Raw genomic sequence first — 26,263 nt, forward strand, 5'->3', positions numbered from 1 at the left:
ATATAAAATGAGAATAGGTAGTGATCCATATGAATAAATCAAAGTTAATGCTAGCTGCATTGGCCGCAATCCCGGTAAGTATTGGGATGATAGGGGAAGTGGAGGCAGAGGGGGCAGCTGCGCCTGATATTGTCGCAGCAGATAAAGTCAGAGAAATGATTCAAACGTTAAACGACGAGTCGACGCCTACTGAAATCAGTGTAGCACGAAAAGCATATGATGCATTAAACAGCGAGTCGAAAAAGCTAATTGAGAAACAAGTAGTTACAAACCTTGAATACTTCGAAAGCCGGTTAGCTGTTCAAAAGGCACAAGCTGAAAAAGAAGCGAAAGTCGTGATGGACCGTATTAATCGTATCGACAAAATGAAATATACAGAAGCACAAATTAAAAGTATACGTATGGCGTACAATGCGCTGAGTGACCTTGCGAAGTCATCTGTAATAAACCTCCACATTTTAATTGACGGCGAGAATTATATTATTTATCAAAATACTGTTGTGAAACAGGCAAAGCTTGATGCCAACGCATTTGATATATATATGAACGATATTAGCCGCAGCTCGACGACACAGGAAATTGCGAGAGCCCGGTCACTATACAACAACTTATCGGCAGAAGCGAAAAGACATGTAACAGCTTTGGAAAAGCTTGTTCGTCTTGAAACAATGTGGAGAGATCCGTATTATATTGAGCTTGTGTATACGTATTATCCTGATTATATTCATGAAATAAAGCCGGGCGGAGTAGTCATTGAGAAGCCGGCATATGATCCGCTTTACATTCCGGATGATTCAAATACAGTTGCGACAACGATTCCAAAAACGCCAACTTGGTCACAATATGAAACGATGATCTATCAAAATGGCCGCTATACAACACAAATTACCACTTCTCAAGTGAAAAATATTACAGACCGGAATATGCGTTTAAAAGCGGGAGATATTGAAATCGTTATTCCTACATCGGAAATAAAGTCTTCTACAGCTAATGTTGGTGTGTCAGTAAATGTGGCGAATAATCAGCTGAACATCCAATTTACAGAAGGAAATCGTGCAAAAACTTTTGAAAATACAGTAGAAGTTCATGTTCCGGTCTCTAAATTAAAGGCGAATACTTCACAAGTAATTCAACGTGTTCTATCAACTGGTACATCACCGGCATCATTTAAGGTAGATGGCTCGAAATTCATTATCCGTACAGCCACAGGTGGTACATTTAAAGCAGCGAATAGCAGCGTTTTTTATACGGATATTCCAAACAATGACCAAGGACGTGCAATTCGAGAGCTGGCAAAGCGCGGCATTCTATTTAATACGAAAAGCCGTCTAGTTCAAACCTATAAACAAGTAAGCAAACTGGATGCAGCGGTAATGATTGCATCGGCACTGGATTTATCAAGTAACGCCAAATCGAAATATCTGGATATAGCAAATGCGCAGCAATTAAAACTAGTCCAGGGGTTATTGGAAGCAGGCATCATGAGTGGTGCAACATCGAGCCGTTTTACACCTAATGCTTCGGTGACAAAGCAAGAAGCAGCCATTATTATTGCCAACATGTACCGCTATTTAAATCAGGATTTGGCGAAAGTATACAATGAATTAAACATTAGCTATACGGATATTGCAAACCTGACATTTGAAGCGCGTCAAAGCATTGCAATTCTAGAGCTGTTTGGTGTTGTCGATGGGCAAGGTCCATTTAGTCCTGAGAAAACATTATCACGCGGCGAGTTTGCCGAACTTATTTACAATGCGTTAATAGCAATCGACTATTTATAAAATTGATTGGTCCCGGAGTGGAAATCAATTTTTACGTACATCGAAAAAACCTCCTTTTTCTCACAAAGAAAAAGGGGGTTTTTGGGTATGTCTCGCACAGAATGGAAAATTAGCAATAATAGGTTTGACTGCTAAGCTGAAAACAGAAAAATCCGTAGGAACTTCTGACAATTCCTTTACAAATACGCTATAATTAACTACTACAGCACACATGCACAAAAGGAGTTTTCGCATGGTCTATTTATCGATGATTTTCTTCAAAATTGTTGCACCGATTTTAATTTTACTTATTATAGGTGCTATTTTACAGCGCAAGTTTCAGTTTAACCTTAAAGCATTATCCCAACTCATTACATACTGTTTCATGCCGGCTGCGGTATTTATCAATATTTATGAAACATCTATTGAAATGAGCGTGCTTGGACAAATTACGATTTTTATTATTTTGTTTATCGGTGCGCAAATGCTGTTAAGCCAGCTGCTCACAAAGTTGTTAAAACTTGATAAAAAGGAAGCGGCTGTTTTTAAAAACAGTGTTGTCCTTATAAACTCCGGTAACTATGGGATCCCGGTTGCACAAATGATTTTCGCAACCCAGCCGATCGGGGTAGCGATTCAAGTTATTCTTGTTATTTTTCAAAATATGACGACGTATACATATGGCTTGTATAATTTAATCTCATCAACAAAATCAGGATTAGCGATTGTCCGGGACTTTTTGAAAATGCCGATCGTTCATGCGCTAATTATTGGTGCGGCATTAAATTATTTTAGTGTACCGATCCCGGAAACGTTTAGTATTCCGCTGGAGCATATTGCAGACGGATTTGTGGCGGTTGCACTTATAACATTAGGTGCGCAGCTTTCTACAATCGAAATGCGCTCGATGTTCAATAAAACGATTTTTGTCAGCTGCTTTACACGATTAATAGTCGGCCCTGCAACAGCACTTGTTATTATTTTTGCATTGGGTCTGGACGGAGTAGTGGCACAATCGCTATTTATCGCAAGTGCATTCCCGACATCGAGAAACAGTTCCAGCTTAGCACTGGAGTATGATATTGAATCGGCAACAGCTGCCCAGACAGTACTGTTTTCAACAATTATCAGCTGTTTAACCGTGACGTTTGTTATTTATTTATCGACGATTTTATTTGCTTAGAAAAGGGAATCAAATAGGATTAAAAGTTTGATTGGAAAAGGTTAAAACGAAACGGATATTTTTACGCACAGCTAAAAAACCCATTTTTCTCATTGAGAAAAATGGGTTTTTGGGTTATGTGGCAGCCCTTTTTGTATATAAAAAAACCGCAAGTATCCCCTCAGATACTTGCGGCTGTAAGCGATTAAAGTTGGATATCAATAACGCTTTCGTAATCTAGTAACCACTAAATTAATGAAAAGCTAGTGAATTTAACAATTTGAGCAAGAAGCTAAATTCATAGAGTAACATCTTAGTACATACTTACCGTATTAGAGTATGGGTTTGAAAGGTCCATACCATCTAATGAAAGACCCATTGCCTTCGCTACACCTTCACCATACGCTGGATCAGCTAAGTAGCAGTGTAAAATGTGACGACGTTTGATGAATTCTTCAACACCGTTCATTTCTGCAGCAGTTGTTTCGAATAAACGTTGTTGCTGTTCCGGCGTTTGAAGACGGAATAATTTACCTGGTTGCTCGAAGTAGTTGTTGTCATCTTCACGGAAGTCGTAGATGTCAGCTGGACCATCAAGAGCTAATGCAGGGTCTTTATATTGTGTTTGACCTTGTAATGCGCCATAGCTATTTGGATAGTAAGTAATTGCAGAACCACGGTTTCCATCAGCACGACCTTGACCATCACGGTGATATACCATGAATGGGCATTTTGGTGTGTTTACTGGAATTTGGTGGTGGTTAACACCTAAACGGTAACGAGTTGCATCTTGGTATGCGAATAAACGAGCTTGCAGCATACGGTCTGGTGAGAATGAAATACCAGGTACAACGTTTGATGGAGCGAATGCAGCTTGCTCAACATCAGCGAAGTAGTTTTCCGGGTTACGGTTTAATTCGAACTCTCCAACTTCTATTAATGGGTACTCAGATTTGTACCAAACTTTTGTTAAGTCGAATGGGTTGTCCTTAGAGTTGCGAGCTTGCTCTTCAGTCATCACTTGAATGTACATTTTCCATTTCGGGAAATCGCCTTTTTCGATTGAATCAAATAGGTCACGTTGTGAAGATTCACGGTCTTTACCGATAATTTCAGCAGCTTCTGCACCAGTCAGGTTTTTAATACCTTGTTGTGTACGGAAGTGGAATTTCACGTATACACGTTCGCCAGCTTCGTTGATCATTGAGTAAGTGTGAGATCCGAAACCGTGCATGTTGCGGTAACCTGCCGGAATACCACGGTCAGACATTACGATTGTTACTTGATGTAAAGCTTCTGGTAATGAAGTCCAGAAATCCCAGTTCGAGTTGCCGTTATGCATGTTTGTTTTTGGATCACGCTTAACTACGTGGTTTAAATCCGGGAAGTGTAATGGGTCACGGAAGAAGAATACAGGTGTGTTGTTACCAACCATATCCCAGTTACCTTCTTCAGTGTAGAATTTTAATGCGAAACCGCGAATATCACGCTCAGCATCAGCCGCACCGCGCTCACCTGCTACAGTTGAGAAACGTGCGAACATTTCTGTTTTCTTACCAACTTCAGAGAAAATTTTTGCTTTTGTATATTTTGTGATGTCATGCGTTACAGTAAATGTACCGAATGCACCAGAACCTTTTGCGTGCATCCGACGCTCAGGAATTACTTCACGGTTAAAATTCGCTAATTTCTCAATTAGGAATACGTCTTGTAATAAGATTGGGCCACGGCGACCAGCTGTTTGCGAATCATCGTTCGATACTACTGGAGCACCAGTAATTGTTGTTAAACGTTCGTTTGTCATGTATAGTTCCTCCTAAATCTTTTTGAAAAACTCTTCATAAATAATATAACAAATCTAAATCATAATTTCTACTAGATTATAATAATTCTTTTTAAGGAATCTTTATATTAAAGAACTGGTTATTATATATGGATATTAATGAAAATTCCGATAATATAGTTTTCTAGTAAATTATACCTTTTTCCAGCTTAGAAAGATAAAGATTGCTCCACAATTTTTGGTCAATAACCACTTTTTACTTGTTTATCGACAAATATGGGTAGTTCTTCTATTATTACCTATATAGTAGAGGCAATTACTTTACGAAAGGACATAAGAATGCAACTAACATTAACTTTTATTATTTTAGCAGTTACGATACTTCTATTTACGACGAATCGATTGCGGGCAGATCTTGTCGCAGTAATGGCGTTATTATCATTTGTCATATTAAATATTTTGACTCCCGCTGAAGCGCTGGCAGGGTTTTCGAATTCTGTCGTCATTATGATAGCAGGACTATTTGTTGTCGGGGCAGGTATTTTAAGGACGGGTCTTGCAGGAATGGCAGGAAACCTTCTTTTGAAATGGTCGGGGGATAATGAGCTCCGTCTCTTCATTTTGCTTCTTGTCATTGTCGCAATTGTCGGGGCGTTTATGAGCAATACAGGTACGGTTGCATTAATGCTGCCGATTGTAGTTTCGATAGCAATCAGCATCAAAGTAAGCCCGTCCAAATTTTTAATGCCGCTTTCCTACATTGCGAGCATGTCGGGGCTGATGACATTAATTGCATCGCCGACAAACCTGATTGCTTCGCAAACACTCGTTGATCACGGCTTTGAAAAACTAGGATTTTTTACGATAACTCCAATCGGAATTATCGCAACGATTACCGTCATTATTTATTTAGTATTAGTACGCAATGTGCTGTTGCCGAATGAAGATAACCGTTCGCAATCAAGTGCGGGGTATAAGCTTTCTCCCAAAAAAATTGCCAAGGAATATGATATACATGATAAATTGTTCCGCGTAGTCGTAAGCGAGCATTCGACCATTTCGGAACAAAAGCTTGCTGATTTGAAACTTCCGGCAACCTATCATATTTATATTATGAAAATAAAACACGGTGCTGTGCAGGAAGGGCTTAATTTAAGGCCGATGACGTACCAGGAACTTGCGGGTCCGAATAGTGTTATTCATGTAGGAGATGAATTGTATGTTCAAGGTTTTGCCGATGATGTAGCACGGTTTGCCCATGATTTTGCGTTGACGGTTCAGCCGTTCGAAGATCATGCAAAAGAGCTCGTCACGAAAAAAATTGGTGTAGCGGAAGTATTGCTAACACCGCAGTCACGTCTTATTAAGGAATCTGTCAGTAAAATTGGATTCCGTGAAAAGTACAATTTAAATATTCTGGGAATCAACCGTAAAGGTGACTACTTATTGAAAAACATGGCCGACCAGAAGCTGCGTTTTGGAGATGCGATTTTAGTGCAGGGAACATGGGATGAAATCGAGCTGTTGTCCCGAGAAACGCATGATGTTGTCGTAGTGGGGCAGCCACGCGAGTTAGCGGGAGCAATTGCAGCAAACGGAAAGGCTCCGATTGCTGGTATCATCATGCTGCTGATGATCGGACTCATGGTATTTGAAGTGTTTGACGCCGTAATTGCTGTATTAATCGGGGCCGTTCTTATGATTATTACAGGCTGTCTGCGCAATATGGATGATGCTTACAGCAAAATGAACTTTGAAAGTATTGTGCTCGTAGCGGCAATGCTTCCGATGGCGACAGCACTCGAGAAGACAGGGGGAATGACGATTCTCGCGGAAGGGATTATCAGTTTGCTCGGAGATTTCGGATCATATGGTGTATTGATGGGGATTTATTTATTAACAGTTGTTTTCGGGCAATTTGTTAGTAATACTGCGACAGCGGTACTGTTTTCGCCGATTGCCATTACTGCAGCACTTGCTATGGATGCGAACCCGTATACATTTATGATAGGGGTAGCAACTGCTGCTAGTATGGCATTTGCGACACCGATTGCATCTCCGACAAACTCTCTTGTATTAACAGCGGGCGGCTATAAATTTATGGATTTCGTCAAAGTCGGTGTTCCATTACAGGTTATTATGTTTATCGTCATGATGATTGCAGTACCGTTGCTGTTTCCATTTTAGTCGGTATAAAGGAGGTATTTGAATGGGATTGTCATTCAAATACCTCTTTATTTTATTGTAACAGCCTGTACAATTTTATTTTCCTGTAAGCCTAAATCAATGACACCATCTTCACTTTTAATTTCAAGGCGCATCACATCACCAGGCTGTAAATAGCCGTTATCTTTTTGAGAATTGTAGAACGCCTCTATTTTTTCTTCATAAGGGATGGAGTTATCATAAATGATTCCTAAAATCTCAGCATTCAGACGTAGACCTACACCAGCAGGAGTACCTGTTAAAATAAGGTCACCAGTTTTCAAATCAAAAATACTCGACATTTCGGTTAATGTTTCAGTCGGTTTAAACAATAGCTGATCTGTTTTCACCTGTTGGCGCGTTTCACCATTTACAGATAAATGGAGCTCTAGCCTTTCTAAATAATCAATTTCGCCGTCTTCCAGTAAATAAATATACGGTCCAGTAGGGCAGAAGCCGCGGTAGCTTTTTCCTTTAAACCATTGTTGTTCAACGATTTGTACATCCCGTGCGGAAACGTCATTCGTAATAACGAAACCTGCTATATAATCTTTTAAATTATGCTCCGTCACTACAACCGCTTCCGTTACATCCTGCTTCATAATAATGCCTAGCTCAATTTCATAGTCGAGTAAGCGAACATGTGCAGGGCATACGATATTTGCTGTTGCAGAAGTTAACGTACTTGGTGCCTTAGTAAATAGTAGATTATATGGCGGCTTTTGCTGTGAAAAACCGGCTTCCACACGGTGTGCGCTGTAGTTTGTACCCTGACAGTAAATATTTGCATCATCTGTTACAGGCGAAAGAATGGTAATGTCAGATGGATTGACGATTTGACCTGTTTGTTTAGCAGTAACAACATCCTCCATACCCGTTGTTAAAATATCCCGTAATGTTCGGTAAGAACCGTTGACTACATAAAGTTCATCCTCTAAAACACCCCATTGATTCGCATCATCTTGCTGAAAGCGTACTAATTTAATTCCCATTGAAACCCCTCCTTAATAATAGATTACCGTCATTTTATTTTAAAATTTTGGAAATAGTTAGTGGTTAATTAATGGATTTGCGATAGAAAATCAGTAAAAATTAATGAAAGTTTCCCGCAGCATCCTAGGAATGCGAATGGTGCGTTGTTTTAAATATCGGCTTAATTAATTGTTGATAATAGTGGTCAATTTCCATTGCCTGAAGATGATTTGCCTCCTGTATCCAGTAGTGATCCAGTGTAAGTAAAGTGGCACGTAAATGTTCAATAAGTAATTGTTCAGGGATGTTGAGGTTCGTTGTATATTGCATGGACTTTAAATCTAGAGAAATCGCTTCATACATTAACGGTTCAATGAAGTCTTTCATCGTTTTTGATTTTCTTGTTAATTCGGTGGCAATATGTAAAGCATGCACCTGTTTTAGCTCAGCAGAGATACGAAATGGTTCGTAAATACGTTCGACAATCGAATAGTTCATACGTTGCTTTGTTAAAGCGCGGTATAAATATTGAAACAGGGCAAATTTATCCGAGAAATGGGTGTAAAATGTTGTCCGGTGTATGATAGCCTGTTCACAGATTTCATTAATGGTAATCGATTCAAATGAACGCTTTTGGTTATTTAGTAAAGTCATTAAAGCACTACATAATAAATGCTTCGTACGATTTTTAGATGTAATCATCTACAATTCCTCCTGAAATGTATAATTTTTCTACAAATCTATTAATTTGATTCTACCTTCATGTCCCTACGTCCATATATATTTTATAGAGGGAGGGTAACCAAAATGAAATTACAAAACAAAGTAGCCATCGTAACGGGAAGTACATCTGGTATAGGAAAATATGCCAGCTTTGCACTTGCAAAAGCAGGTGCGCGTGTAACGGTAACCGGCCGTCGTAGTGAAAAAGGTGAACAAGTTGTACAAGAGATTAAAGCAAATGGCGGTCAGGCAATTTTTGTACAAGCAGATATGATGCATGAAGAGAGTTACGAATATTTAGTCAATGAAACATTACAAGCTTTTGGTCAGATTGATATTTTAGTGAATAATGCTGGTAATATCATTGAAAAGTCATTTTTAGAGTTAACGATAGATGATTTTCAACAATTCATTACGTTAGACGGTTATGCATATTTTCGTATGATGCAAGAAGTCATTCCACATATGAAAAACGGCGGTAGTATTATTAATGTGACTTCACTTGCAGCAATTAATACGATTCCAACCCATTCGCTGTACAGCTTTGTAAAGGCAGGGGTAACACAAATGTCAAAAGGGGTAGCCCAGGAATTTGCCGGACAGAATATACGAGTCAATTGTCTGTTGCCAGGAGCTGTAGATACGGAAATGGTAGCGGGGAACCCAAACAGTGATTTTATCCGCAGCCTAATTCCGATGCAGCGTTTTTCAACACCTGAAGAGCAAGCAAACATAATAGTTTTTTTAGCATCTGATGACTCATCTTACATGACGGGTACGTCCATCGTTGCGGATGGCGGAGTCCGTGGAATATAAAAGGAGGCAGGAAACATGTTAATTGAACAGAAAGTTGCAATAGTAACAGGTGCAGCAAACGGTATGGGAAAAGCAACCGCCCAGCTTTTTATTGAACATGGTGCAACGGTTGTGCTCGTTGATTATCAGGAGCAACAAGGAATTAAGACAGCGCAAATGTTAGGATCGAATGCATATTATTTCAATCCGGTTGATATCACTAAGCCAGTTCAAATTCAGCAAGTAGTACAAAAAACGATTGCCAAATTTGGCCGTATTGATATTTTAGTTAACTGTGCTGGAGGTGTAATGTCGCCAAATGGTTCGTCCAGCAATATTGATATGAGTGAATGGCAGGCAATGATTGAGTTGAATTTAACTGGAACAATGAATGTTATTATGGAAGTACTTCCTCATATGAAAGAGCAGAAAGCGGGTAAAATCATTAATTTATCATCTCTTGGTGCATTAAATCCATATGTTCCAGTACTTCATTATCATGCTGCCAAAGCTGGAGTTGAGTCGATTACAAAAAACCTCGCCTTTGAATTGGCAAGTATGAACATCCATGTAAATACAATTGCACCCGGCCCGATTTTAACACCATTTTGGGATAAATTGATGCCACCGGGTGAAGAGCGAGAGGCAATGATTACCGAGCTTGCAAAAAAAGAAGTACCGCTTGGTCGAATTGGGCAACCGGAAGATATCGCCGGCGTCGCACTGTTTTTGGCCTCTTCTTTATCCGACTTTGTAACAGGTCAAAAAATTAATGTCGGGGGAGGCATAGGGAACATAATTTCCATGAATGGTACCTTTACAAACTCACCGGGCAACAAAGAATTTGCAACTTGAAAGTTTTGTGTGAAATAGATAGAAAGGTTGTTCAATAAGGAGCCCTCCTTATTGAACAACCTTTTATGTTGAGTAATTTTATGCTATTTCTGTCTGACCGTCCGTATCGTTTACTGTTACAGGTGATTTTCTAACTGTTATAATCGCCCAAACAACCGCTAAAACAAATAGACCGATAGAAGCGACAAGCAATGTAGATCTTCCGCCTTCCAATCCAAAAATGCCTAGAACAGTCGCAAACATATAAGGGCTCACAATACCGCCTAAACCTTGACCTGCTGCAGCAATCCCGACATAAGAAATCCCTTTTGCTAAATTGGATAACTCAGAAACACGTGCCAACACACCTGGAATCACAATTCCCAAGCCCATGCCACCAAGGACACTTGCTACAAAAATCATTGTTAAGCTGTCCACTGTTGAACACCATAAAATACCTGTAGCCGTAAAAAGTACACCTATTGGAACAATGAGATTAGGCAACATCGAACGCAGTTTACCAAACATGAAGCCCGTTATTAATGTACCTGTTGTAAAGAGTGAAATTGCCAATCCGGCTTCCGTTGCATTCCCTAAGCCTTCAGTTTGAACAATAATAGAGATATTTGTTACATAACCAAAAACGAAAGCAGAAAAAATGATCTGTCCAATGGTAAAGCCGTAAACTGTTTTAGGGGCTTTAAATAAAACATCTTTAATTGACGCATTTGGTACATCCTGTTTTTTCGGTTCCGGTAAAAACATGAACGTAATAGCTAAAATCCAAATAGGGAATAAGTACACTAGGAATCCATAATTCCAACCGTAAGCGTCTGCCAGCATACCACCAACTACTTGGAAGAAGATTGCACCAACACATGCGATTGTCGATGTACCGAATCCGATCAGGAAATCACGTTCACGGCCATCAAAGAAACCAGTAATAATATCAATGGATAAAGGTAGAGTGATACCAACACCAAGGCCTAAAATACCACGGAAAACAATAATTGCGAATAGATTACTTAAGAAGAATGGCATGATTCCGCCAATTATGAATAAGATTAAGCCGGTCGTTAATAATGCACGTTTTGAAAATTTATTCGCTAGTTTACCATAGAAAAGGGAAGGGAAAATTTGAAGCAACCCGGGTATTGTCGCAATTAACATAACAGTAGTAGGGCTGAACTCCGGGAAGGCTACAATAAGGTCTGCCATAATCGATCCAGCTACACCAGCAGCTACGTCTTGGAAGGCAATCAGGACAATTAAAAACTTTAAAAAACCTCTGTTGGATGTTGGAAACATGAAATACCCCCTAATTTTTTATTTATTTGGAACTTAAAAACACAGCATGTTGTGCAAAATACCCCCTCAATCGATTGAATATTCAGATATTATCATGTAAGCCCTTTCACAGGAACGATAATAATTTACGGAAAAGTATTTTCTAATTAAACAAAAATTGTTAAATACCGGAAAAATATTGTTGGCCGAATCAGCTTTTGGCGTATGAAATTAACAATTAATAAAAAAAGTACAAAACTACGGAAATTCCGCTGTTTTGTACTAGAAATTCGGTTATTCTATTTCAATTTCACCTAGAACGATTAACGATTCAATTAAAAGAATTAATTCAAAAAGGTTTTTTGAGCTCCGCAGGTTCCGGTCAAGCAGTTCCTCAATTTTTTGAATACGGTAAACAAGCCCGCTCATCGATAAATTCAAGTCAACCATTGTCAGATTAAGGTTTCCGTTATGATTTAAAAATGTGTATAAAGTCTTCAAAAATTCGTCTCTTTTATTTGGTTTTAATGACAAAATAGGATCCAGCTCACGTTGGGCCAATTTCACAATAATATCGCTGTTTTGATGGTTAATTAATGAGCCAAGTATATTCGTATTTTCAAAATATACGATTGTATCTCGCTTGTTGATATTTAACGACGAAATAGCCTGGCGATGTGCTTCCGCAATGTCATCAATATCATTAATTACGCGGCTTAAACCAATGCGGAAATCATAATTTCTGAATTTACGCTGTAAGTGCTTCAATATATTTTGATAAATATCCTCGGTATCATCCTTTTTAGGGAACAGAAATACAATTTCATCCTGGAATTCTGTAATGAAAATCGATGTTTGATGCATTTCCAAATAGACGATGACGGACTGAATAATTTTAGAAATAGTGGAAGCTTCATGAACAGGTATCCCCTTTTTGGAGACGCCAAGATTGCCGATATAAAAATCTTCATTTAGATCAATTTGTAGGAGGTAACTGCGGCTGATCATACTTTTCTTAGAAGTATACTGCTGCTGCAGTAACTGTTCAAAAAAGTAAGCTTTAATATTTTCAGTCGCTTCCAGACTCGATTTTTCATTTAAATAGCAGAGGGAGATGGAAACGGCTGAGCGTTGTAAATAATGCATTTCTTCTTTATAATTTGTATCCTTCGAAAAATAGATGAAGGAAATATAGCCAATAATTTGCTTCTGTACGATAATCGGACTAATTAGCCGCGTATGATTCGGACAATCTACCTGACTTGGCTGCATAGGGTCGATTGGCTGAATTAAAATTTTTCCTGACTTTGTTTGGGGCATTTGCTGAATAAAATCCTCTTTAATAAATTCCAGCTGTTCCTGTGTCATCCCAATCGAGTGATGTGTATTAAAGCTTAAGTCCTGTACGATAGCAGGTATGTTCAGCGTATTGTAAATTGTTTCTAAAATCTGGTCGATGTGCATTCCTTGTGAAATACCAAGTGTTAGATTGTTATGGAAAGTTGATACTTTTTCTGTATGTTTCTTCTCTTCGAAAAGCTCCATATATGTTTTGTTCAAATCATCAATCATACGTGTCTGACTAATTTTCCTTAAGTCGGCTTGAGTTTCGGAATCCCAGTGCTCCAACATGCGCATTTCAAATGCACAATGTTCATCGCCCTTGGCACGGCACGTCATTTCTACAATATATACTTCTTTTTTCGTTAAATAAGAGGTATAGCCACTTGAATAACCGGCCAGTGTATGGCAAATACAGGAATCACTTTGACTGAAATGTTTCAGGTGTTCTTCAACTTCATAAGAATTTACCCAAATTCCTTTAGCGTACATATACTTCACCGTATCATCAGGGTTTAAGTGTAAGACTCTTTCTGAAAGAAGATCTGTAATTTGCCCGGATGCAAGGTGGTATCCGACAGCACTATTTAATTTTTCGGTTAATGTGAGTGGTAAATAATCAACTTCTTTGGCATGAGTAATACCGATATTCCAGCCATAACGCTGTAAAAAAAATTTTGCGTATTCCAGGCCTAAGCTTTCAATCAGTTCCTTCCTTAAAATTCCAAATGTATTAGTAGTAGTATACAACGCTTTATCTACATAAGATGAGCCAGCCATTTTAAACCTCCTGAATATTCGGAATATTATCTATTTTAAAATGAAACATACCATACTTTACATAGAAATGAGAAGATACTTTTTAATATTTATTAAAAATTAGTAAAGAAATTACTATTTTCAACTTAATATTATTTTCTATAAAAAACTTAAATTTGGTCTGTTATTCCTGCTTTTTGTAATATAACTAAAGGGAATTATTATGTCGGAAAGTGGCTTTATACAGAAAAACGTTTATTTTAATTTGAAAATCGTTTTCCATAAAGATGAAACAAAAAGATTTGCACAATCCATAAAAACCGTATTTTTTATACGAGTGGACGTTTGCTGTCTGATCAAGATTCGTTAATTTTTACTTATATTTGATTGTAAATTCCATAGATATTCACCATATTATTCGAAATTTAAAACCGTAATATTGGATTTAACAAATATAAGGAGTTGAAATGATGACGACAGCGCTTACAGAAAGACAAATTGAAGTAATGAATAAAATGCAGGAGATTGCAGCGAATGTTCGTAAACGTGTTAAGGAAACAGAGGAGATTAGAAGAATACCAGAAGCGACAATGCAGGAATTGAAAGATTCTGGCTTAATGTATATTTTACGGCCGGAACGATACGGCGGTTTGCAGGCAAGTGTCGAAACTTACAGCCAGGTCATTATTGAACTATCGAAAGCATGTGCTTCAACTGGATGGATTGCTTCTCTATGTGCGATACGCGATATTATGGTGGCGGAATCATTCAATGAAAAGGCACACTTGGAAATTTTCTCTGACAATCCGCAAGATGTATTATTTGCGGGTGTTTACGAACCACGATCTTGTACGGTCCGTAAAGTGGAAGGCGGTTACCTTGTAGAGGAAGGTCACTGGATGTTCTGTTCTGGTTCACTGCATGCGACGTGGGGTTACTTTGGCATGTATACAAAAGATGAGAACGACAACATTTTAGAGCAGCTGTTAATGACAGTGCCGTTTGATGTACTGGAAATTGAAGATGACTGGCACACACTAGGTCTTCGTGGAACGGGCAGTAATGCTGTGAGAATGAAAAACGTCTTCGTACCGGAACACCGTGTTACATCATTTGTGAAAATTTTAGACGGAGATTTCCAGTCACCGCATTTACGCGATATTCCGTTATATAATTCTGCATTATTCCCATGTTTAATTTTATCTTTAGGTTTACCAGGTCTAGGTGTTGTAAAAGAGATGCTCGATAATTTTAAACAATCATTGCCTTATCGTACCGCTCAGCATATGGGTGTGAAAATGATTAAAGATGCGGCGAGCACACATCATTTATTAGCAACAGCCGAGTTAAAAGTAGAAACTGCTGAACTTTACTTTATGAATTTAGCAAAATCGATTGATGAGTGGGCAGCAAAAGGGGAGATTATGCCAAAAGATTTACGTCTGAAAGCGTTGGCGGATATTGGCTATGCAAATGAAATGCTGAATGACGCGGTTCAGGCAATTTTAAGAGCGAGCGGATCCGGCTTTGTGTATGATGCGAGCCCGATGCAACGTCTCCTTCGTGATTTCTTAACATTAAACTCCCACCGTTCATTGTCACCGGTTATTACGAGAGAAAACTATGGCAGACAATTGGCAGGTTTACAGCCAAATCAAATTCGTTATTAAGTAAATATTTACGGATTTTTCAGAAAAAACAAAAAAGTTTTCTTGTAGTTTGATAGTTGTGAAGTAAAGTACAGTTATTTTTAAGTAAGGGGGCTAAGTGAATGAAACAAGCAATAGCAAAATTAGGGTATGTCGCATTACAGTCTTCGAATGTGGAAGCATCATTGCATTTTTTCCAAGATGTTATCGGCCTTGAGCTAACAGAACAGATTGGAGATACGTATTATTTACGGGCGTGGGGAGACTTCCAACACCATACACTGTCCATTGCGCCAGGTGAAGCAGGTCGAGTAACCCATATCGGTTTCCGTACAAAGCGCAGAGAGGATGTTGCTTTATTTGCGGATCAATTAGGCGGCAAAGGTTATGAAATTGAGCATATCGCCGCTTGGACAACACCGGGAATCGGTGAAGCAATCCGTTTTACGGCACCATCGGGTCATCGGCTGGAGCTTTACTATGATATTGAAAAACCGGTTGTGGAAGAAAGCCGTCGCTCTGTTCTGAAAAACCAAACTTATAAATCATACAACAAGGGCGCTTCTCCTCGACGTCTTGACCACGTTAATATTCATACGGATGCGGATTCAAGTGTCACTTATAAGTTCTTCACGGAAGAGCTTGGTTTCCGGATCAATGAATGCGTTGAAACAGAAGAAGGGGATATTTTAGCCGGCTGGATGAGTGTAACACCATTAGTACATGATGTCGCTTTAGTATCTCATGAAAAACTTGAAACAACAGCGCGATTCCATCACATTTCTTACTGGCAAGATAACTCAGGCGATTTACTGCGAGCTGCGGATATTTGCAAGGAGCACGGACTGCAAATTATAGGACCTGGAAAACATAGCATTTCACAAGCAATTTACTTATATGTAATTGATCCTGGAAGTGGTTGCAGAGTGGAACTGTTTACAGGGGGTTATTTAATTTTCGAGCCGGACTGGGAAACAATCGTATGGCGGCCCGAAGAACGTGCATTTGGAAACACTTATTGGGGGGACAGCATTACAGGTAATCCGCTTATCGTGCCAACAATTGATGCCACAGGGATTAAAGAGACAAAAGCAGTTCCAGCATTAGAAGTATAGGAGGATGGAAAATGACAGTAGCAAATGAAGTGAAAATTAAATCAGGTCACGTGAAAACAGGTAAATATACATCATTTGTCCATGAGGCAGGTTCAAAGACAAATGAAACGATCTTATTTTTACACGGTTCAGGTCCTGGTGTAACGTCACTCGCCAACTGGAGTTATGCTTTAAATGACTGTGGGAATGACTTCCACTGTTTAGCACCTGACCTATACGGCTTTGCCGATAGTGATCATCCGGATGAACCGCTTAAGAATCGCCAATTGTGGATGGATTGCTGGGTAGAGCAATTAATTGAGCTGCTAGATTACTATGAAATCGAAAAAGCCCATGTAGTAGGGAACTCGTTAGGCTGTTCCATTGCGCTAGAACTGTTGCTTGAATATCCTGAACGTTTTGACCGCGTTGTATTAATGGGTCCAGGCGGCACACCTAATACGAAACTAAGCTTAGAGTTGGCACGCGCAAAATCGTTCTATGACAATCCTTCTAAAAAACGCCTACAGCAAATTATGGGCTGGTTCGTTTACGACAAGGATGCGATGCAACCGGTTATTGACGGTTTAACAGATGCACGCTATGCCAATGCGATGCGAGAAGAAGTAAAGCGCTCAAATAACTCGATTTTCTCGACGGCAGCTGTACCGATTCCAGTCGTAGCGTTAAACCGCATCGGCAATCAGATTTTATTAATCCATGGTCAAAATGATAAAGTATGCTCAATCGAATCAAGCTATTATTTAGCAGAACATATTCCAAACGCACAATTGCATGTATTCCCTCAATGCGGTCACTGGACACAAATCGAGAAAAAAGAGTCGTTCAATTATTTAATTCAACAATTCTTTAACCGTAAAATTTAATTCCTTCTAAGTGTTTTCCGCTGAATAAAAATAAAGCGCTTACAAAATGAAGTGGAAGTGATTTGAAAATGTTAAATGAACAAGCAGATATCGTCGTAGTAGGTGCCGGAAATGCCGCGTTATGCGCGGCCATTTCGGCAGCAGAACATGGCGCGAAAGTAACGGTACTGGAAATTTCCTCTGAAGAAGAAAAAGGTGGCAATACGACATATACGCACGGATCAATTCGCTTTGCTTTTAAAGATGGTGAAGAGGTTAGGCAATTGCTACCGGATATGACGGATGAGGAATTTGCGATGACGGATTTCGGCAGCTATCCAAGCGAACAGTTTTTTGATGACGTCTGTACAATGTCGAACTTTCGTACAGATTACGATTTAACATCGGTCATGACCGACAAAAGCTTTGAAACGATGCAATGGTTACTCAATCACAATATTAAATTCATCCCGATCTATGGTCGGCAGGCATATAAAATAGATGGAAAATTCAAATTTTGGGGCAACATGGTCATCGAAGCAGTCGGCGGCGGAAAAGGCTTAGTTGATGCGTTACATAATGAAGCCAATCGTTTAGGTATTACAATCCATTACAATACGGCGGCTGTTGATCTCGTAACGGAACAGCGCAAAGTAAAAGGGATTATCGTCCGTCATGCAGGTGAAGAACGCCAGATTGATTGTCAGGCGATTGTACTGGCAAGCGGCGGCTTCCATGCAAATGTGGAAATGCGAACGAAATATTTAGGACCTGGTTGGGATACTGTTCATACGCGCGGATGTAAATATAACGTGGGAGACGGCTTGCGAATGGCAATGCAGCTCGGAGCCCGCACAACAGGAAACTGGTCTGGTGCACACGCGGTTGGAGGCGACCGTTATTTGCCGGATTATAAAGAAGGCTTCCAAAAATTAAGCTATCCATTTGGCATCCTAGTCAATAATGAAGGCAAACGCTTTATAGATGAAGGCTCCGATTTCCGGAATTATACGTACGCAAAGCTTGGACGTGAAATATTAAAGCAGCCGGGACAGTGTGCATGGCAAATTTTCGATGCAAAAACAAAACCTTTCCTTCGGGAAGAATATGAAGGGCGTCACGTGTCAAAAGTGTCCGCGCCAACGCTGGAACAATTAGCGGAAAAGATGGACGGTATCAACAAAAACCGTTTCATGCAGGAAGTTCATGCATTTAATGCAGCGGTCAGCCGCGATACAGCATTCAATCCGAATATATTGGACGGCAAAGCAACTAGTGGTTTGGACGTTCCAAAATCCAATTGGGCAAACCCGATTGAAGAAGGTCCATTTGAAGCGTATGCCATCGGGTGCGGTATTACATTTACGTACGGCGGTTTGAAAATCTCGAAAAAAGCGGAAGTCATTCATAATGATTTCACAACGATAGATGGCTTGTATGCAGCAGGTGAAATTGTCGGCGGTTTGTATTATGACAATTATCCGGGTGGTGCCGGCTTGACTTCCGGTGCAGTATTTGGACGCATTGCTGGGGAACATGCCGCAAAGTATAGCCAACAAAAAATGACGGTTTAGGGAGGAAGTTATTATGACTATTATTGAGCGCAAAGTAAAAACAGGCGATTACGAAACATTTATTTTAGAGGGCGGTATCGGGAATAAAGATGCGGTTATTTTAATCCACGGATCTGGCCCTGGAGCAAATGGTAAAGCGAACTGGCAATTTGTCATCGATGAATATGCGGAAGATTTCCATGTAGTTGCCCTTGATCTATTCGGTTTCGGCAACACGGACCATCCGGAAGAATATCCGGAAAACGGTGTGCAATGGATGTCGGTACGCGTGAAGCAAGTACTCGACTTAATGGATGCGCTGAACATTGAAAGAGCAAATCTGATCGGGAACTCTTTAGGCGGCGTTGTAGCAACATATTTGAACATGGCTGCTCCAGAGCGCTTCAATAAAATTGTTCTGATGGGTGCAGGTGTCTCGTTATCACAGCCAACACCGGAACTGTCAAAACTGGCAAACTTCCATTTAGACCCGACAAAAGAAAACTTGCGCAACTTACTGAGCTGGTTCGTCTATGACCTGGATCGTATGCAGGACTTTGTAGACCAAGTAGTAGAGGCGCGTTGGGAAGCATTCCAACGTCCGGAGATCCAACGTTCATACCGTGAAAACTTTACACGTTCAACAATGATAGAATTCCAAATTCCGCAAACGGCACTGGAGCGTATGCAAAATGAATTTTTACTAATCCATGGCTACCACGATCGTTTCGTGCCAGTACAAAGCAGTCTTTATGCGCTGGAACATTTACCAAATGCAGAGCTGCACATCTTAAAAAGATGCGGTCACTGGGCAATGATCGAACAGCGTGAAGAATTTTTACACGCGACAAAGCACTTTTTCACAAAGGATAAAAAAGAAGTACATTCTTAATCATATAAGGGGGCTATATCATGGGAGAATCAGTAGTAAGTATATTATCTGTAAGCGAAATGCTTGTTGAGAACGCTCGCCAGCTCATACCGAAATTACGTGAAGCAACATTGGAAATTGATAAAAACAGCCAAATTCCAGATGAAATCATTCAGGAAATGCGTGAAAAAGGATTATTGAAAGTTTTACGACCAAAAATTTTCGGTGGACATGAAACAAGCATGCAAAACTATTTTGATGTCGTAACTGAAATCAGTCGCGGAAATCCGTCTGCCGGATGGTTCACAGCGTTAAGCAATATTCGCGATTACATGATTTCCTATGTATACGGCGAAAAAGCGCTAGCAGAGATTTTTGGGCCAAACCGTGATAATGATGTAATTTTAGCAGGTAACTTCAAACCGATCCGTATCGATATTGAAAAAGTTGATGGCGGTTACTTCATTAAAGACGCACAGTGGCCATTCGTATCGGGTGCTCCGTATGCAGACTGGTTCTACTGTGGCGCACCGGTTGACGATGGCAATGGCGGAATTGAAATGGCGATTTTAATCGTACCTCGTGAGGATGTTACAGTTTTGGACGACTGGGATGTAGTCGGTTTAAAAGGGTCCGGCAGTAACAGTATTGTCATTAAGGAAGTGTTTGTCCCGGATCACCGCATTTCATTAGACCGCTTAGCTCAGCAGCGTCATTATATGATCGATGAATTAAAGGACAATCCGTTATACCGTACACCATTCGTACCGTCACTGACATTATCAATTGCAGCACCGGTATTAGGCACAGCTCTTGGCGGATTTGATGTCCATATGGAACGTGTGAATAAAGCAGGAATCGGCAATACATTCTACAACAAAATGTCGGATGCCCCGCTGACACATTTACAAATAGCGGAAATCGATCTGAAGTTGGAGTGCGCAAGATCGTTATTCGAAAATGCGATTAAAATTTTGGACGATTACTCAACGAGCGGCAAGGAATTCACGCAAAAAGTAAGTATTCGCATTAAGGCACAGTACGGCTATGCCAACCAATTATGTAAGGAAGCGTATGATTTGATGCTTGCGGGATCAGGTTCGGTATTTGCTTACAATAGCAACGTATTCCAGGCGTTTTACCGCGACTTTATTACGATGCATTTACACGCATTCATTACACCGTCAAGCTTACTTGAAACACATGGACGTTTAATGGTCGATCTTGAGCCAAACACGTATTTCGCGTAAATAAATTAATAATGAAAAAAGGGGAATGCACTATGACAAATCCGGAAATTTCAAAACTCGGCCATTTTGGTTTAGTAAGTACAGATTTAGAAAAATCACTTTGGTTTTTTAAAGAAGTAATTGGACTTGAAGAAACAGAAGAAGCAGACGGTGTTCACTATTTACGTGCATGGGGTGACTTCGAGCACCATACATTAACACTTCGCGCTGGTGAAGAGTCTCGCCTTGATCATATTGCATGGCGTACAAAGCGTCCGGAAGATGTAGATGCTTTTGCGGAAAACCTGCAAAAAGAAGGAATCGAAATCAACTGGGTAGAGGAAGGCACGGAAAAAGGCCAAGGAAAAGCATTCCGCTTCCAGCTGCCTAGTAAACATACATTCGAAATTTATTTTGATATGGAAAAAACATTGGCTGCACCGGAAACACGCTCTGTATTAAAAAATCAGACGCATAAATCATGGAATAGAGGTGTATCACCGCGCCGTATTGACCATGTGAATCTATTAAGCTCTATCCCTGCAAATGAATTTTCAGATTTTATGATACAACATTTAGGCTTTAACTTACGTGAATATGTGGAAGCACCGGACGGCAGCTATTTAGGCGCATGGTTAAGTGTAACACCACTCGTACACGACATCGCATTCAGCTTTGATCCGCATTCCGCATCTACACATGAAGTACACCATATTTCATACTGGTTGGATAATGCACAGGATTTATTGCGCGCAGCGGATATTTTAAAGGAAAACGGTATTGAGTTTAAAGGTCCAGGAAAACACGGTATTTCACAGGCAATGTACATTTATGCAATTGACCCTGGTAGTGGAGTTCGTCTGGAAATCTTCACAAACGGCTATTTAATTTTCGAGCCGGATTGGGAGCCGATTCGTTGGACGTTAGATGAGATGAGCTTAGGTTTCACTTATTGGGGTGATCAAATGGACAATAACCCTGAAAATAACCCGACAATTAAAGCGTAAAAGTGTCTCGCACCAAAGCGGATAGTTTACGAAGTGAAAATAAAATATTTACAGAGGGGGCTTCATTATGATGGATGATCGTTTATTTAGAAATGCGATGGGGAAGTTTGCGACAGGTGTTACCGTCATTACAACAGAGCACGATAAACAAGAGCATGGTATGACAGCGAATGCATTCATGTCTGTTTCTTTAGAGCCGAAACTGGTTGTAATTTCAATCGGAGAAAAGGCACGCTGCCTTCCAAAAATTAAAGAGAGCGGCATTTTCGGTGTAAATATTTTAGCTGAAGATCAACAAGATCATTCAATGGTTTTTGCCGGTCAAAAGAAAGATGAAGTAGTAGAGGTAACTTTCGAGCGTTTAGCAGGGGTACCGGTTTTACAAGGGGCCATCGCACAGATCAGCTGTGATGTTGTATCGGAGTATGTCGAAGGTGATCACACATTATTCATCGGCAAAGTACGGGATATTAAGCTAGACGATTCGAAAGAGCCATTATTATTTTACGCGGGCAAATACCGTTCATTAGAAACAATAACTGTATAACAGGGGGATTCAAATTGGATATTCAACAAGCTGCAAGTGCCTTATTAACTGCTGAGCGTTCGAAACAGCCAATTAAACCTTTCACGTCGTCAACTGATATTTCAGTTGACGACGCTTATCATATTCAGCTGTTACAAATTAAGGAGAAATTGAAGGAAGCTGAATTGGTAGGCATGAAGGTTGGATTAACGAGCGAAGTCATGCAAAAAATGTTTAATGTAGATACACCTGATTTTGGCCATATTTTGAGCACGATGGTATATGAAAATAACAGTACTATTTCGAAATCACAATTTATTCAACCGAAAGTAGAGTTCGAAATTGCTTTTTTGTTAAAGGAAGATTTAAAAGGGCCGAATGTGACTGTTGAACAAGTATTACAAGCAACAAAAGCGATTGCACCAGCAATTGAAATCATCGATAGTCGCATTATGGACTGGAAATTTAAATTTGAAGATACGGTAGCGGATAATGGTTCTTCTGCCGGGGCAATTATTGGCACACCATCTGATTTACCATCTTTTGAAGAGCTCGCAAACATTCCGATAGTCGTGAAGAAAAATGGCGAAGTGATCGATCAAGGTATGAGCAGCGCAGTAATGGGGAACCCGGCGAAAGCGATTGCCTGGCTTGCCAATATGTTGAGTGAATATGATATTTCACTCAAAGCGGGTCAATTCATTTTAGCGGGTGCGATTACAGCGGCAGTATTTTTCGATGCAAATGACGAGTTTGAAATTGATTTCGGTAATTATGGACAGTTGAAAGTACAGTTTACAGATTGAGGATTGAGGTGAGCAAATTGACGAAATTAAAAGTAGGCATTATCGGTTCAGGGAATATCGGTACGGATTTAATGTATAAAATTGAGCGTTGTGATGCACTGGAGATGGCGGTCATGGTAGGTATTGATCCGCAATCAGAAGGTTTGGCACGTGCACGCGACCGTGGCTATATTGCAATCGAAAATGGTATTGAAGGATTTAAATCACAGTTAGATTTAGTTGATATCGTTTTTGATGCGACGAGTGCCTATGCTCACAAAGAGAATTATGAGGTTATAAAAGCTGCAGGTAAAAAGATGATTGATTTAACGCCGGCAGCAATAGGCCCGTTCACTGTTCCGCCAGTAAATTTGAGTGAGCACTTTGAAAAAGACAATGTCAACATGGTAACGTGCGGCGGTCAGGCAACGATTCCGGTTGTGGCAGCGATTTCCCGTGTTGTGCCTGTGGACTACGCAGAAATCGTGGCAACGGTTGCAAGTAAAAGTGCAGGCCCGGGAACACGCGCAAATATCGATGAATTTACACGGACAACGGCAAATGCAATCGAAGCAGTCGGCGGTGCGAAAAAAGGGAAAGCAATTATCATTTTAAACCCGGCAGAACCGCCTATTATGATGCGTGATACAGTGCATGCGCTCGTAGCGGAGACAGGGAAAGAAGATGAAATTCGCGCTTCTATTAAAGAGATGATTGAGGAAGTAAAAACATACGTCCCGGGTTACCGTCTATGTGGTGAACCGATTTTTGAAGGTAATAAAGTATCAGTTTTATTAGAAGTGGAAGGGATTGGCGATTTCTTCCCGCCTTATTCAGGAAATTTGGACATTATGACGGCAGCTGCTGCACGTGTAGCAAATGAATTAGCCAAAAATCTAATAGCGCAAGGAGCGGTTGTGCGATGAGAGACATTCATATTTTAGATGTATCGTTACGAGACGGCAGTCACTCCATGAAGCATCAATATTCCGAGCAACAAGTACGTGACATTGCCAGAGGATTAAATCAGGCAGGTGTAGAGTATTTTGAAGTCGCACATGGTGATGGGTTAGGTGGATCGAGCTTGCAGTACGGTCTATCTGCTGTAGACGAACTGAAGTTAATCGAAGCAGCTGCCAATGAATGTACCGATTCAAAAGTAGCTGTCTTACTTATTCCCGGCATCGGGATTAAGGATGATTTAAAAAATGCCGTGAATGCAGGCGCAAAAATGGCACGTGTTGCAACACATGTGACAGAAGCCGATATTTCAGCACAGCATATTGCCTATAGTCGTGAATTGGGACTGAAAACTGCCGGATTTTTAATGATGGCACATATGGCGCCGACAAGTGTCATTGTCGAGCAGGCAAAATTATTTGAAAGCTACGGTGCAGAAATCGTGTATGTGACGGATTCTGCAGGTTACCTTTTACCAGATCAAGTGACGGAACGCATTCGGGCATTAAAAGAATATATCGGCTGTGAAATCGGATTCCACGCCCATAATAATATGTCACTGGCGATGGCCAACTCTTTAGCAGCAATTGAAGCGGGCGCTACTTATATTGACGGCTCATTACGTGCACTGGGGGCAGGCAGCGGCAATACGCAAACCGAAGTATTAGTTGCTGTACTGCAGCGGATGGGCATTCAAACAGGTGTTGATCTGTACAATATTATCGATGTCGCAAATGACATCGTCGCACCTATTTTACCGCGTCCGCAGGAAATTTCAGGTTCGAGCTTAATTATGGGTTATGCAGGGGTGTATTCTAGCTTCTTACTCCATACAGAAAAAGCTTCCAAACAATTCGGTGTAGATGAACGCGATATTTTAGTTGAGCTGGGCCGCCGTAAAACAGTCGGCGGACAGGAAGATTTAATTTACGAAGTGGCACAGAGTTTGCGGAAATAATGAAAAGCTCTGTTGATATTACGATGATAAATGAAATAAACCGATAATGTTGAATGCTACCTTAATATAAATGAGGTAGCTTTTTATTCATCAACTATTTTTAAATACTTTTATAGATAGAGAAGGTGAGCGCATGAAGATTTGTGGGAAATACCGCGCGAAATTTGCAGATGGCCCAATCTGGCATCAGGCATACGGTGTGATTTGGCTCGATATTGCGAATAAAAAAATCATAACTTTCAACCCGGAAACGGAAAAAGAAGATGTGTATGATGCAATGGGCTGGATTCAATCAATCATCCCGACAGCAGATGGTCAGTTTATTGGAGTTTATAAAGACGGCCTCTATTTAATCAATTTTAAATTAGGCCTGAAAAAACCGTTTGTTTTGCCGCCAGATCTGTCTGAATTACATTTTTTAAATGATTCTAAATGTGGACCAGATGGACGACTATGGGTGGGCTCTTCAGACGGTTTTTTTAAAAAGTTTAAAGAAACACCGCAAACTGCATTTTCTAACTATCCATTCGAAAATGCGAAATTAATTTCCGTTGATGCAGAAGGCGAAATTCAGACGCATCTATCGAAAGTAGCGATATCAAATGGTTTGGAATGGGATCGCAAAACAAATAAATTTTATCACATTGATTCGTCGAAGCATGCAATCTTTCAATATGAATTAACAGAAAGGGGACAGCTGCTTTTTGAAAAAGTTGTTTACACGTTCAAAATGGTCGAAGGATATCCGGCCGGTATGACGATCGATAGTGAAGGTAATTTGTATGTAACATTATTTAAAAGCGGTCTTATGGCAAAAACAAGTAAGGAACAAACCCGTGTGGTATGTATCAATCCACAAGACCAGCAGATCAAAGAAGAATTTATCATACCCGTTTCCCATGTCACTTCCTGCACAATCGGCGGGAAAAATTTGGACAACTTATTTGTAACAACAGCTTATGAATCTTTGCCGGAAGCGCGTATAAAAGAAGAGCCGCTAGCAGGCTATTTACTGCAGTTTCCGTTAAAAACGACAGGTGTATTACCTTACGAGTTTATGTTGGCGAGCTGCGGAAACGATTAGTGAAATTCAGTAATTTTTTACTAAAAGTTAGATTTTTCTGAATAAAAGTTTCCTAGA

General features: G+C 40.1%; 22 protein-coding genes. 17 read left to right on the plus strand and 5 right to left on the minus strand.

All coding sequences use genetic code 11. From position 1 onward, the window contains the following. The first annotated feature begins 29 nt into the window (after nt 1-29). Both MKY07_RS01170 and MKY07_RS01175 read left to right on the plus strand, forming a co-directional pair. Nucleotides 30-1,784, plus strand: coding sequence for an S-layer homology domain-containing protein (locus MKY07_RS01170; protein ID WP_339263533.1), 1,755 nt, complete (start codon nt 30-32; stop codon nt 1,782-1,784). A gap of 232 nt (nt 1,785-2,016) precedes the next feature. Next, nucleotides 2,017-2,946: an AEC family transporter gene (locus MKY07_RS01175; RefSeq protein ID WP_339263534.1), complete on the plus strand. Its 930-nt coding sequence runs from the start codon at nt 2,017-2,019 to the stop codon at nt 2,944-2,946. Between the two features lie 292 nt (nt 2,947-3,238). Here the strand turns inward: MKY07_RS01175 and MKY07_RS01180 are convergent, their stop codons facing one another. Beyond that, nucleotides 3,239-4,729: a catalase gene (locus MKY07_RS01180; RefSeq protein WP_014824979.1), complete on the minus strand. Its 1,491-nt coding sequence runs from the start codon at nt 4,727-4,729 to the stop codon at nt 3,239-3,241. 318 nt (nt 4,730-5,047) lie between these two features. Here MKY07_RS01180 and MKY07_RS01185 point away from each other — a divergent pair, with 318 nt between their 5' ends. Continuing rightward, nucleotides 5,048-6,895 (plus strand): SLC13 family permease, encoded by a 1,848-nt coding sequence (locus tag MKY07_RS01185; protein ID WP_339263535.1) that lies wholly within the window; start codon nt 5,048-5,050, stop codon nt 6,893-6,895. 47 nt (nt 6,896-6,942) lie between these two features. Here the strand turns inward: MKY07_RS01185 and MKY07_RS01190 are convergent, their stop codons facing one another. Together MKY07_RS01190 and MKY07_RS01195 are read right to left on the minus strand one after the other, a co-directional pair. Further along, nucleotides 6,943-7,905 (minus strand): fumarylacetoacetate hydrolase family protein, encoded by a 963-nt coding sequence (locus MKY07_RS01190; protein ID WP_339263536.1) that lies wholly within the window; start codon nt 7,903-7,905, stop codon nt 6,943-6,945. Between the two features lie 124 nt (nt 7,906-8,029). Next, nucleotides 8,030-8,587, minus strand: coding sequence for a TetR/AcrR family transcriptional regulator (locus MKY07_RS01195; RefSeq protein WP_339263537.1), 558 nt, complete (start codon nt 8,585-8,587; stop codon nt 8,030-8,032). 105 nt (nt 8,588-8,692) lie between these two features. On the opposite strand from MKY07_RS01195, the gene MKY07_RS01200 reads away from it, so the two are divergent. Further along, nucleotides 8,693-9,424, plus strand: coding sequence for an SDR family oxidoreductase (locus MKY07_RS01200; protein ID WP_339263538.1), 732 nt, complete (start codon nt 8,693-8,695; stop codon nt 9,422-9,424). 15 nt (nt 9,425-9,439) lie between these two features. Continuing rightward, nucleotides 9,440-10,258 (plus strand): SDR family oxidoreductase, encoded by an 819-nt coding sequence (locus tag MKY07_RS01205; RefSeq protein WP_339263539.1) that lies wholly within the window; start codon nt 9,440-9,442, stop codon nt 10,256-10,258. A gap of 78 nt (nt 10,259-10,336) precedes the next feature. On the opposite strand, the gene MKY07_RS01210 is transcribed toward MKY07_RS01205, so the two are convergent. Next, a complete protein-coding gene (locus tag MKY07_RS01210; RefSeq protein WP_339263540.1) occupies nt 10,337-11,545 on the minus strand; it encodes an MFS transporter in 1,209 nt (402 codons plus the stop codon). A gap of 273 nt (nt 11,546-11,818) precedes the next feature. Next, complete coding sequence (locus MKY07_RS01215; RefSeq protein ID WP_339263541.1) at nt 11,819-13,645, minus strand: V4R domain-containing protein; 1,827 nt, start codon at nt 13,643-13,645, stop codon at nt 11,819-11,821. Nucleotides 13,646-14,094: 449 nt separating this feature from the next. On the opposite strand from MKY07_RS01215, the gene MKY07_RS01220 reads away from it, so the two are divergent. From MKY07_RS01220 to MKY07_RS01275, 12 genes are all read left to right on the plus strand, one after another. Continuing rightward, nucleotides 14,095-15,294, plus strand: coding sequence for an acyl-CoA dehydrogenase family protein (locus tag MKY07_RS01220; protein ID WP_039967394.1), 1,200 nt, complete (start codon nt 14,095-14,097; stop codon nt 15,292-15,294). 101 nt (nt 15,295-15,395) lie between these two features. Continuing rightward, nucleotides 15,396-16,388, plus strand: a complete 993-nt coding sequence (locus MKY07_RS01225; protein WP_014824974.1) for a VOC family protein — start codon at nt 15,396-15,398, stop codon at nt 16,386-16,388. A gap of 11 nt (nt 16,389-16,399) precedes the next feature. After that, a complete protein-coding gene (locus MKY07_RS01230; protein ID WP_339263542.1) occupies nt 16,400-17,254 on the plus strand; it encodes an alpha/beta hydrolase in 855 nt (284 codons plus the stop codon). Between the two features lie 68 nt (nt 17,255-17,322). After that, nucleotides 17,323-18,807, plus strand: a complete 1,485-nt coding sequence (tcuA, locus tag MKY07_RS01235) for an FAD-dependent tricarballylate dehydrogenase TcuA (protein WP_065217548.1) — start codon at nt 17,323-17,325, stop codon at nt 18,805-18,807. A gap of 13 nt (nt 18,808-18,820) precedes the next feature. After that, nucleotides 18,821-19,678 (plus strand): alpha/beta hydrolase, encoded by an 858-nt coding sequence (locus MKY07_RS01240; RefSeq protein ID WP_339263543.1) that lies wholly within the window; start codon nt 18,821-18,823, stop codon nt 19,676-19,678. A gap of 20 nt (nt 19,679-19,698) precedes the next feature. Continuing rightward, nucleotides 19,699-20,907 carry an acyl-CoA dehydrogenase family protein gene (locus tag MKY07_RS01245; RefSeq protein WP_339263544.1) on the plus strand — a complete coding sequence of 403 codons (1,209 nt, stop codon included), beginning with the start codon at nt 19,699-19,701 and terminating at the stop codon, nt 20,905-20,907. A 32-nt stretch (nt 20,908-20,939) separates the two neighbouring features. Further along, complete coding sequence (locus tag MKY07_RS01250) at nt 20,940-21,893, plus strand: VOC family protein (RefSeq protein WP_251690479.1); 954 nt, start codon at nt 20,940-20,942, stop codon at nt 21,891-21,893. Nucleotides 21,894-21,963: 70 nt separating this feature from the next. Next, nucleotides 21,964-22,440, plus strand: a complete 477-nt coding sequence (locus MKY07_RS01255; protein ID WP_173364567.1) for a flavin reductase family protein — start codon at nt 21,964-21,966, stop codon at nt 22,438-22,440. Nucleotides 22,441-22,454: 14 nt separating this feature from the next. Further along, nucleotides 22,455-23,225: a 2-keto-4-pentenoate hydratase gene (locus MKY07_RS01260; RefSeq protein WP_339263545.1), complete on the plus strand. Its 771-nt coding sequence runs from the start codon at nt 22,455-22,457 to the stop codon at nt 23,223-23,225. Between the two features lie 17 nt (nt 23,226-23,242). Further along, nucleotides 23,243-24,130 (plus strand): acetaldehyde dehydrogenase (acetylating), encoded by an 888-nt coding sequence (locus MKY07_RS01265; RefSeq protein WP_014824967.1) that lies wholly within the window; start codon nt 23,243-23,245, stop codon nt 24,128-24,130. After that, nucleotides 24,127-25,122 carry a 4-hydroxy-2-oxovalerate aldolase gene (gene dmpG, locus MKY07_RS01270; RefSeq protein ID WP_339263547.1) on the plus strand — a complete coding sequence of 332 codons (996 nt, stop codon included), beginning with the start codon at nt 24,127-24,129 and terminating at the stop codon, nt 25,120-25,122. Before MKY07_RS01265 ends, dmpG begins: the two co-directional genes overlap by 4 nt. A 133-nt stretch (nt 25,123-25,255) precedes the next feature. Next, a complete protein-coding gene (locus MKY07_RS01275; protein ID WP_339263548.1) occupies nt 25,256-26,206 on the plus strand; it encodes an SMP-30/gluconolactonase/LRE family protein in 951 nt (316 codons plus the stop codon). Nucleotides 26,207-26,263 lie beyond the last annotated feature (57 nt).

The sequence above is a fragment of the Solibacillus sp. FSL W7-1472 genome (assembly GCF_037969775.1).
GTDB lineage: Bacteria > Bacillota > Bacilli > Bacillales_A > Planococcaceae > Solibacillus > Solibacillus silvestris.

Coding starts and splice junctions, on each gene's coding strand:
- MKY07_RS01230 (WP_339263542.1), top strand. CDS start 16,400: ATGACAGTAGCAAATGAAGTGAAAATTAAATCAGGTCACGTGAAAACA.
- MKY07_RS01240 (WP_339263543.1), top strand. CDS start 18,821: ATGACTATTATTGAGCGCAAAGTAAAAACAGGCGATTACGAAACATTT.
- MKY07_RS01175 (WP_339263534.1), top strand. CDS start 2,017: ATGGTCTATTTATCGATGATTTTCTTCAAAATTGTTGCACCGATTTTA.
- MKY07_RS01250 (WP_251690479.1), top strand. CDS start 20,940: ATGACAAATCCGGAAATTTCAAAACTCGGCCATTTTGGTTTAGTAAGT.
- MKY07_RS01170 (WP_339263533.1), top strand. CDS start 30: ATGAATAAATCAAAGTTAATGCTAGCTGCATTGGCCGCAATCCCGGTA.
- tcuA (WP_065217548.1), top strand. CDS start 17,323: ATGTTAAATGAACAAGCAGATATCGTCGTAGTAGGTGCCGGAAATGCC.
- MKY07_RS01185 (WP_339263535.1), top strand. CDS start 5,048: ATGCAACTAACATTAACTTTTATTATTTTAGCAGTTACGATACTTCTA.
- MKY07_RS01195 (WP_339263537.1), bottom strand. CDS start 8,587: ATGATTACATCTAAAAATCGTACGAAGCATTTATTATGTAGTGCTTTA.
- MKY07_RS01220 (WP_039967394.1), top strand. CDS start 14,095: ATGACGACAGCGCTTACAGAAAGACAAATTGAAGTAATGAATAAAATG.
- MKY07_RS01210 (WP_339263540.1), bottom strand. CDS start 11,545: ATGTTTCCAACATCCAACAGAGGTTTTTTAAAGTTTTTAATTGTCCTG.
- MKY07_RS01255 (WP_173364567.1), top strand. CDS start 21,964: ATGGATGATCGTTTATTTAGAAATGCGATGGGGAAGTTTGCGACAGGT.
- MKY07_RS01215 (WP_339263541.1), bottom strand. CDS start 13,645: ATGGCTGGCTCATCTTATGTAGATAAAGCGTTGTATACTACTACTAAT.
- MKY07_RS01275 (WP_339263548.1), top strand. CDS start 25,256: ATGAAGATTTGTGGGAAATACCGCGCGAAATTTGCAGATGGCCCAATC.
- MKY07_RS01225 (WP_014824974.1), top strand. CDS start 15,396: ATGAAACAAGCAATAGCAAAATTAGGGTATGTCGCATTACAGTCTTCG.
- dmpG (WP_339263547.1), top strand. CDS start 24,127: ATGAGAGACATTCATATTTTAGATGTATCGTTACGAGACGGCAGTCAC.
- MKY07_RS01200 (WP_339263538.1), top strand. CDS start 8,693: ATGAAATTACAAAACAAAGTAGCCATCGTAACGGGAAGTACATCTGGT.
- MKY07_RS01180 (WP_014824979.1), bottom strand. CDS start 4,729: ATGACAAACGAACGTTTAACAACAATTACTGGTGCTCCAGTAGTATCG.
- MKY07_RS01190 (WP_339263536.1), bottom strand. CDS start 7,905: ATGGGAATTAAATTAGTACGCTTTCAGCAAGATGATGCGAATCAATGG.
- MKY07_RS01205 (WP_339263539.1), top strand. CDS start 9,440: ATGTTAATTGAACAGAAAGTTGCAATAGTAACAGGTGCAGCAAACGGT.
- MKY07_RS01245 (WP_339263544.1), top strand. CDS start 19,699: ATGGGAGAATCAGTAGTAAGTATATTATCTGTAAGCGAAATGCTTGTT.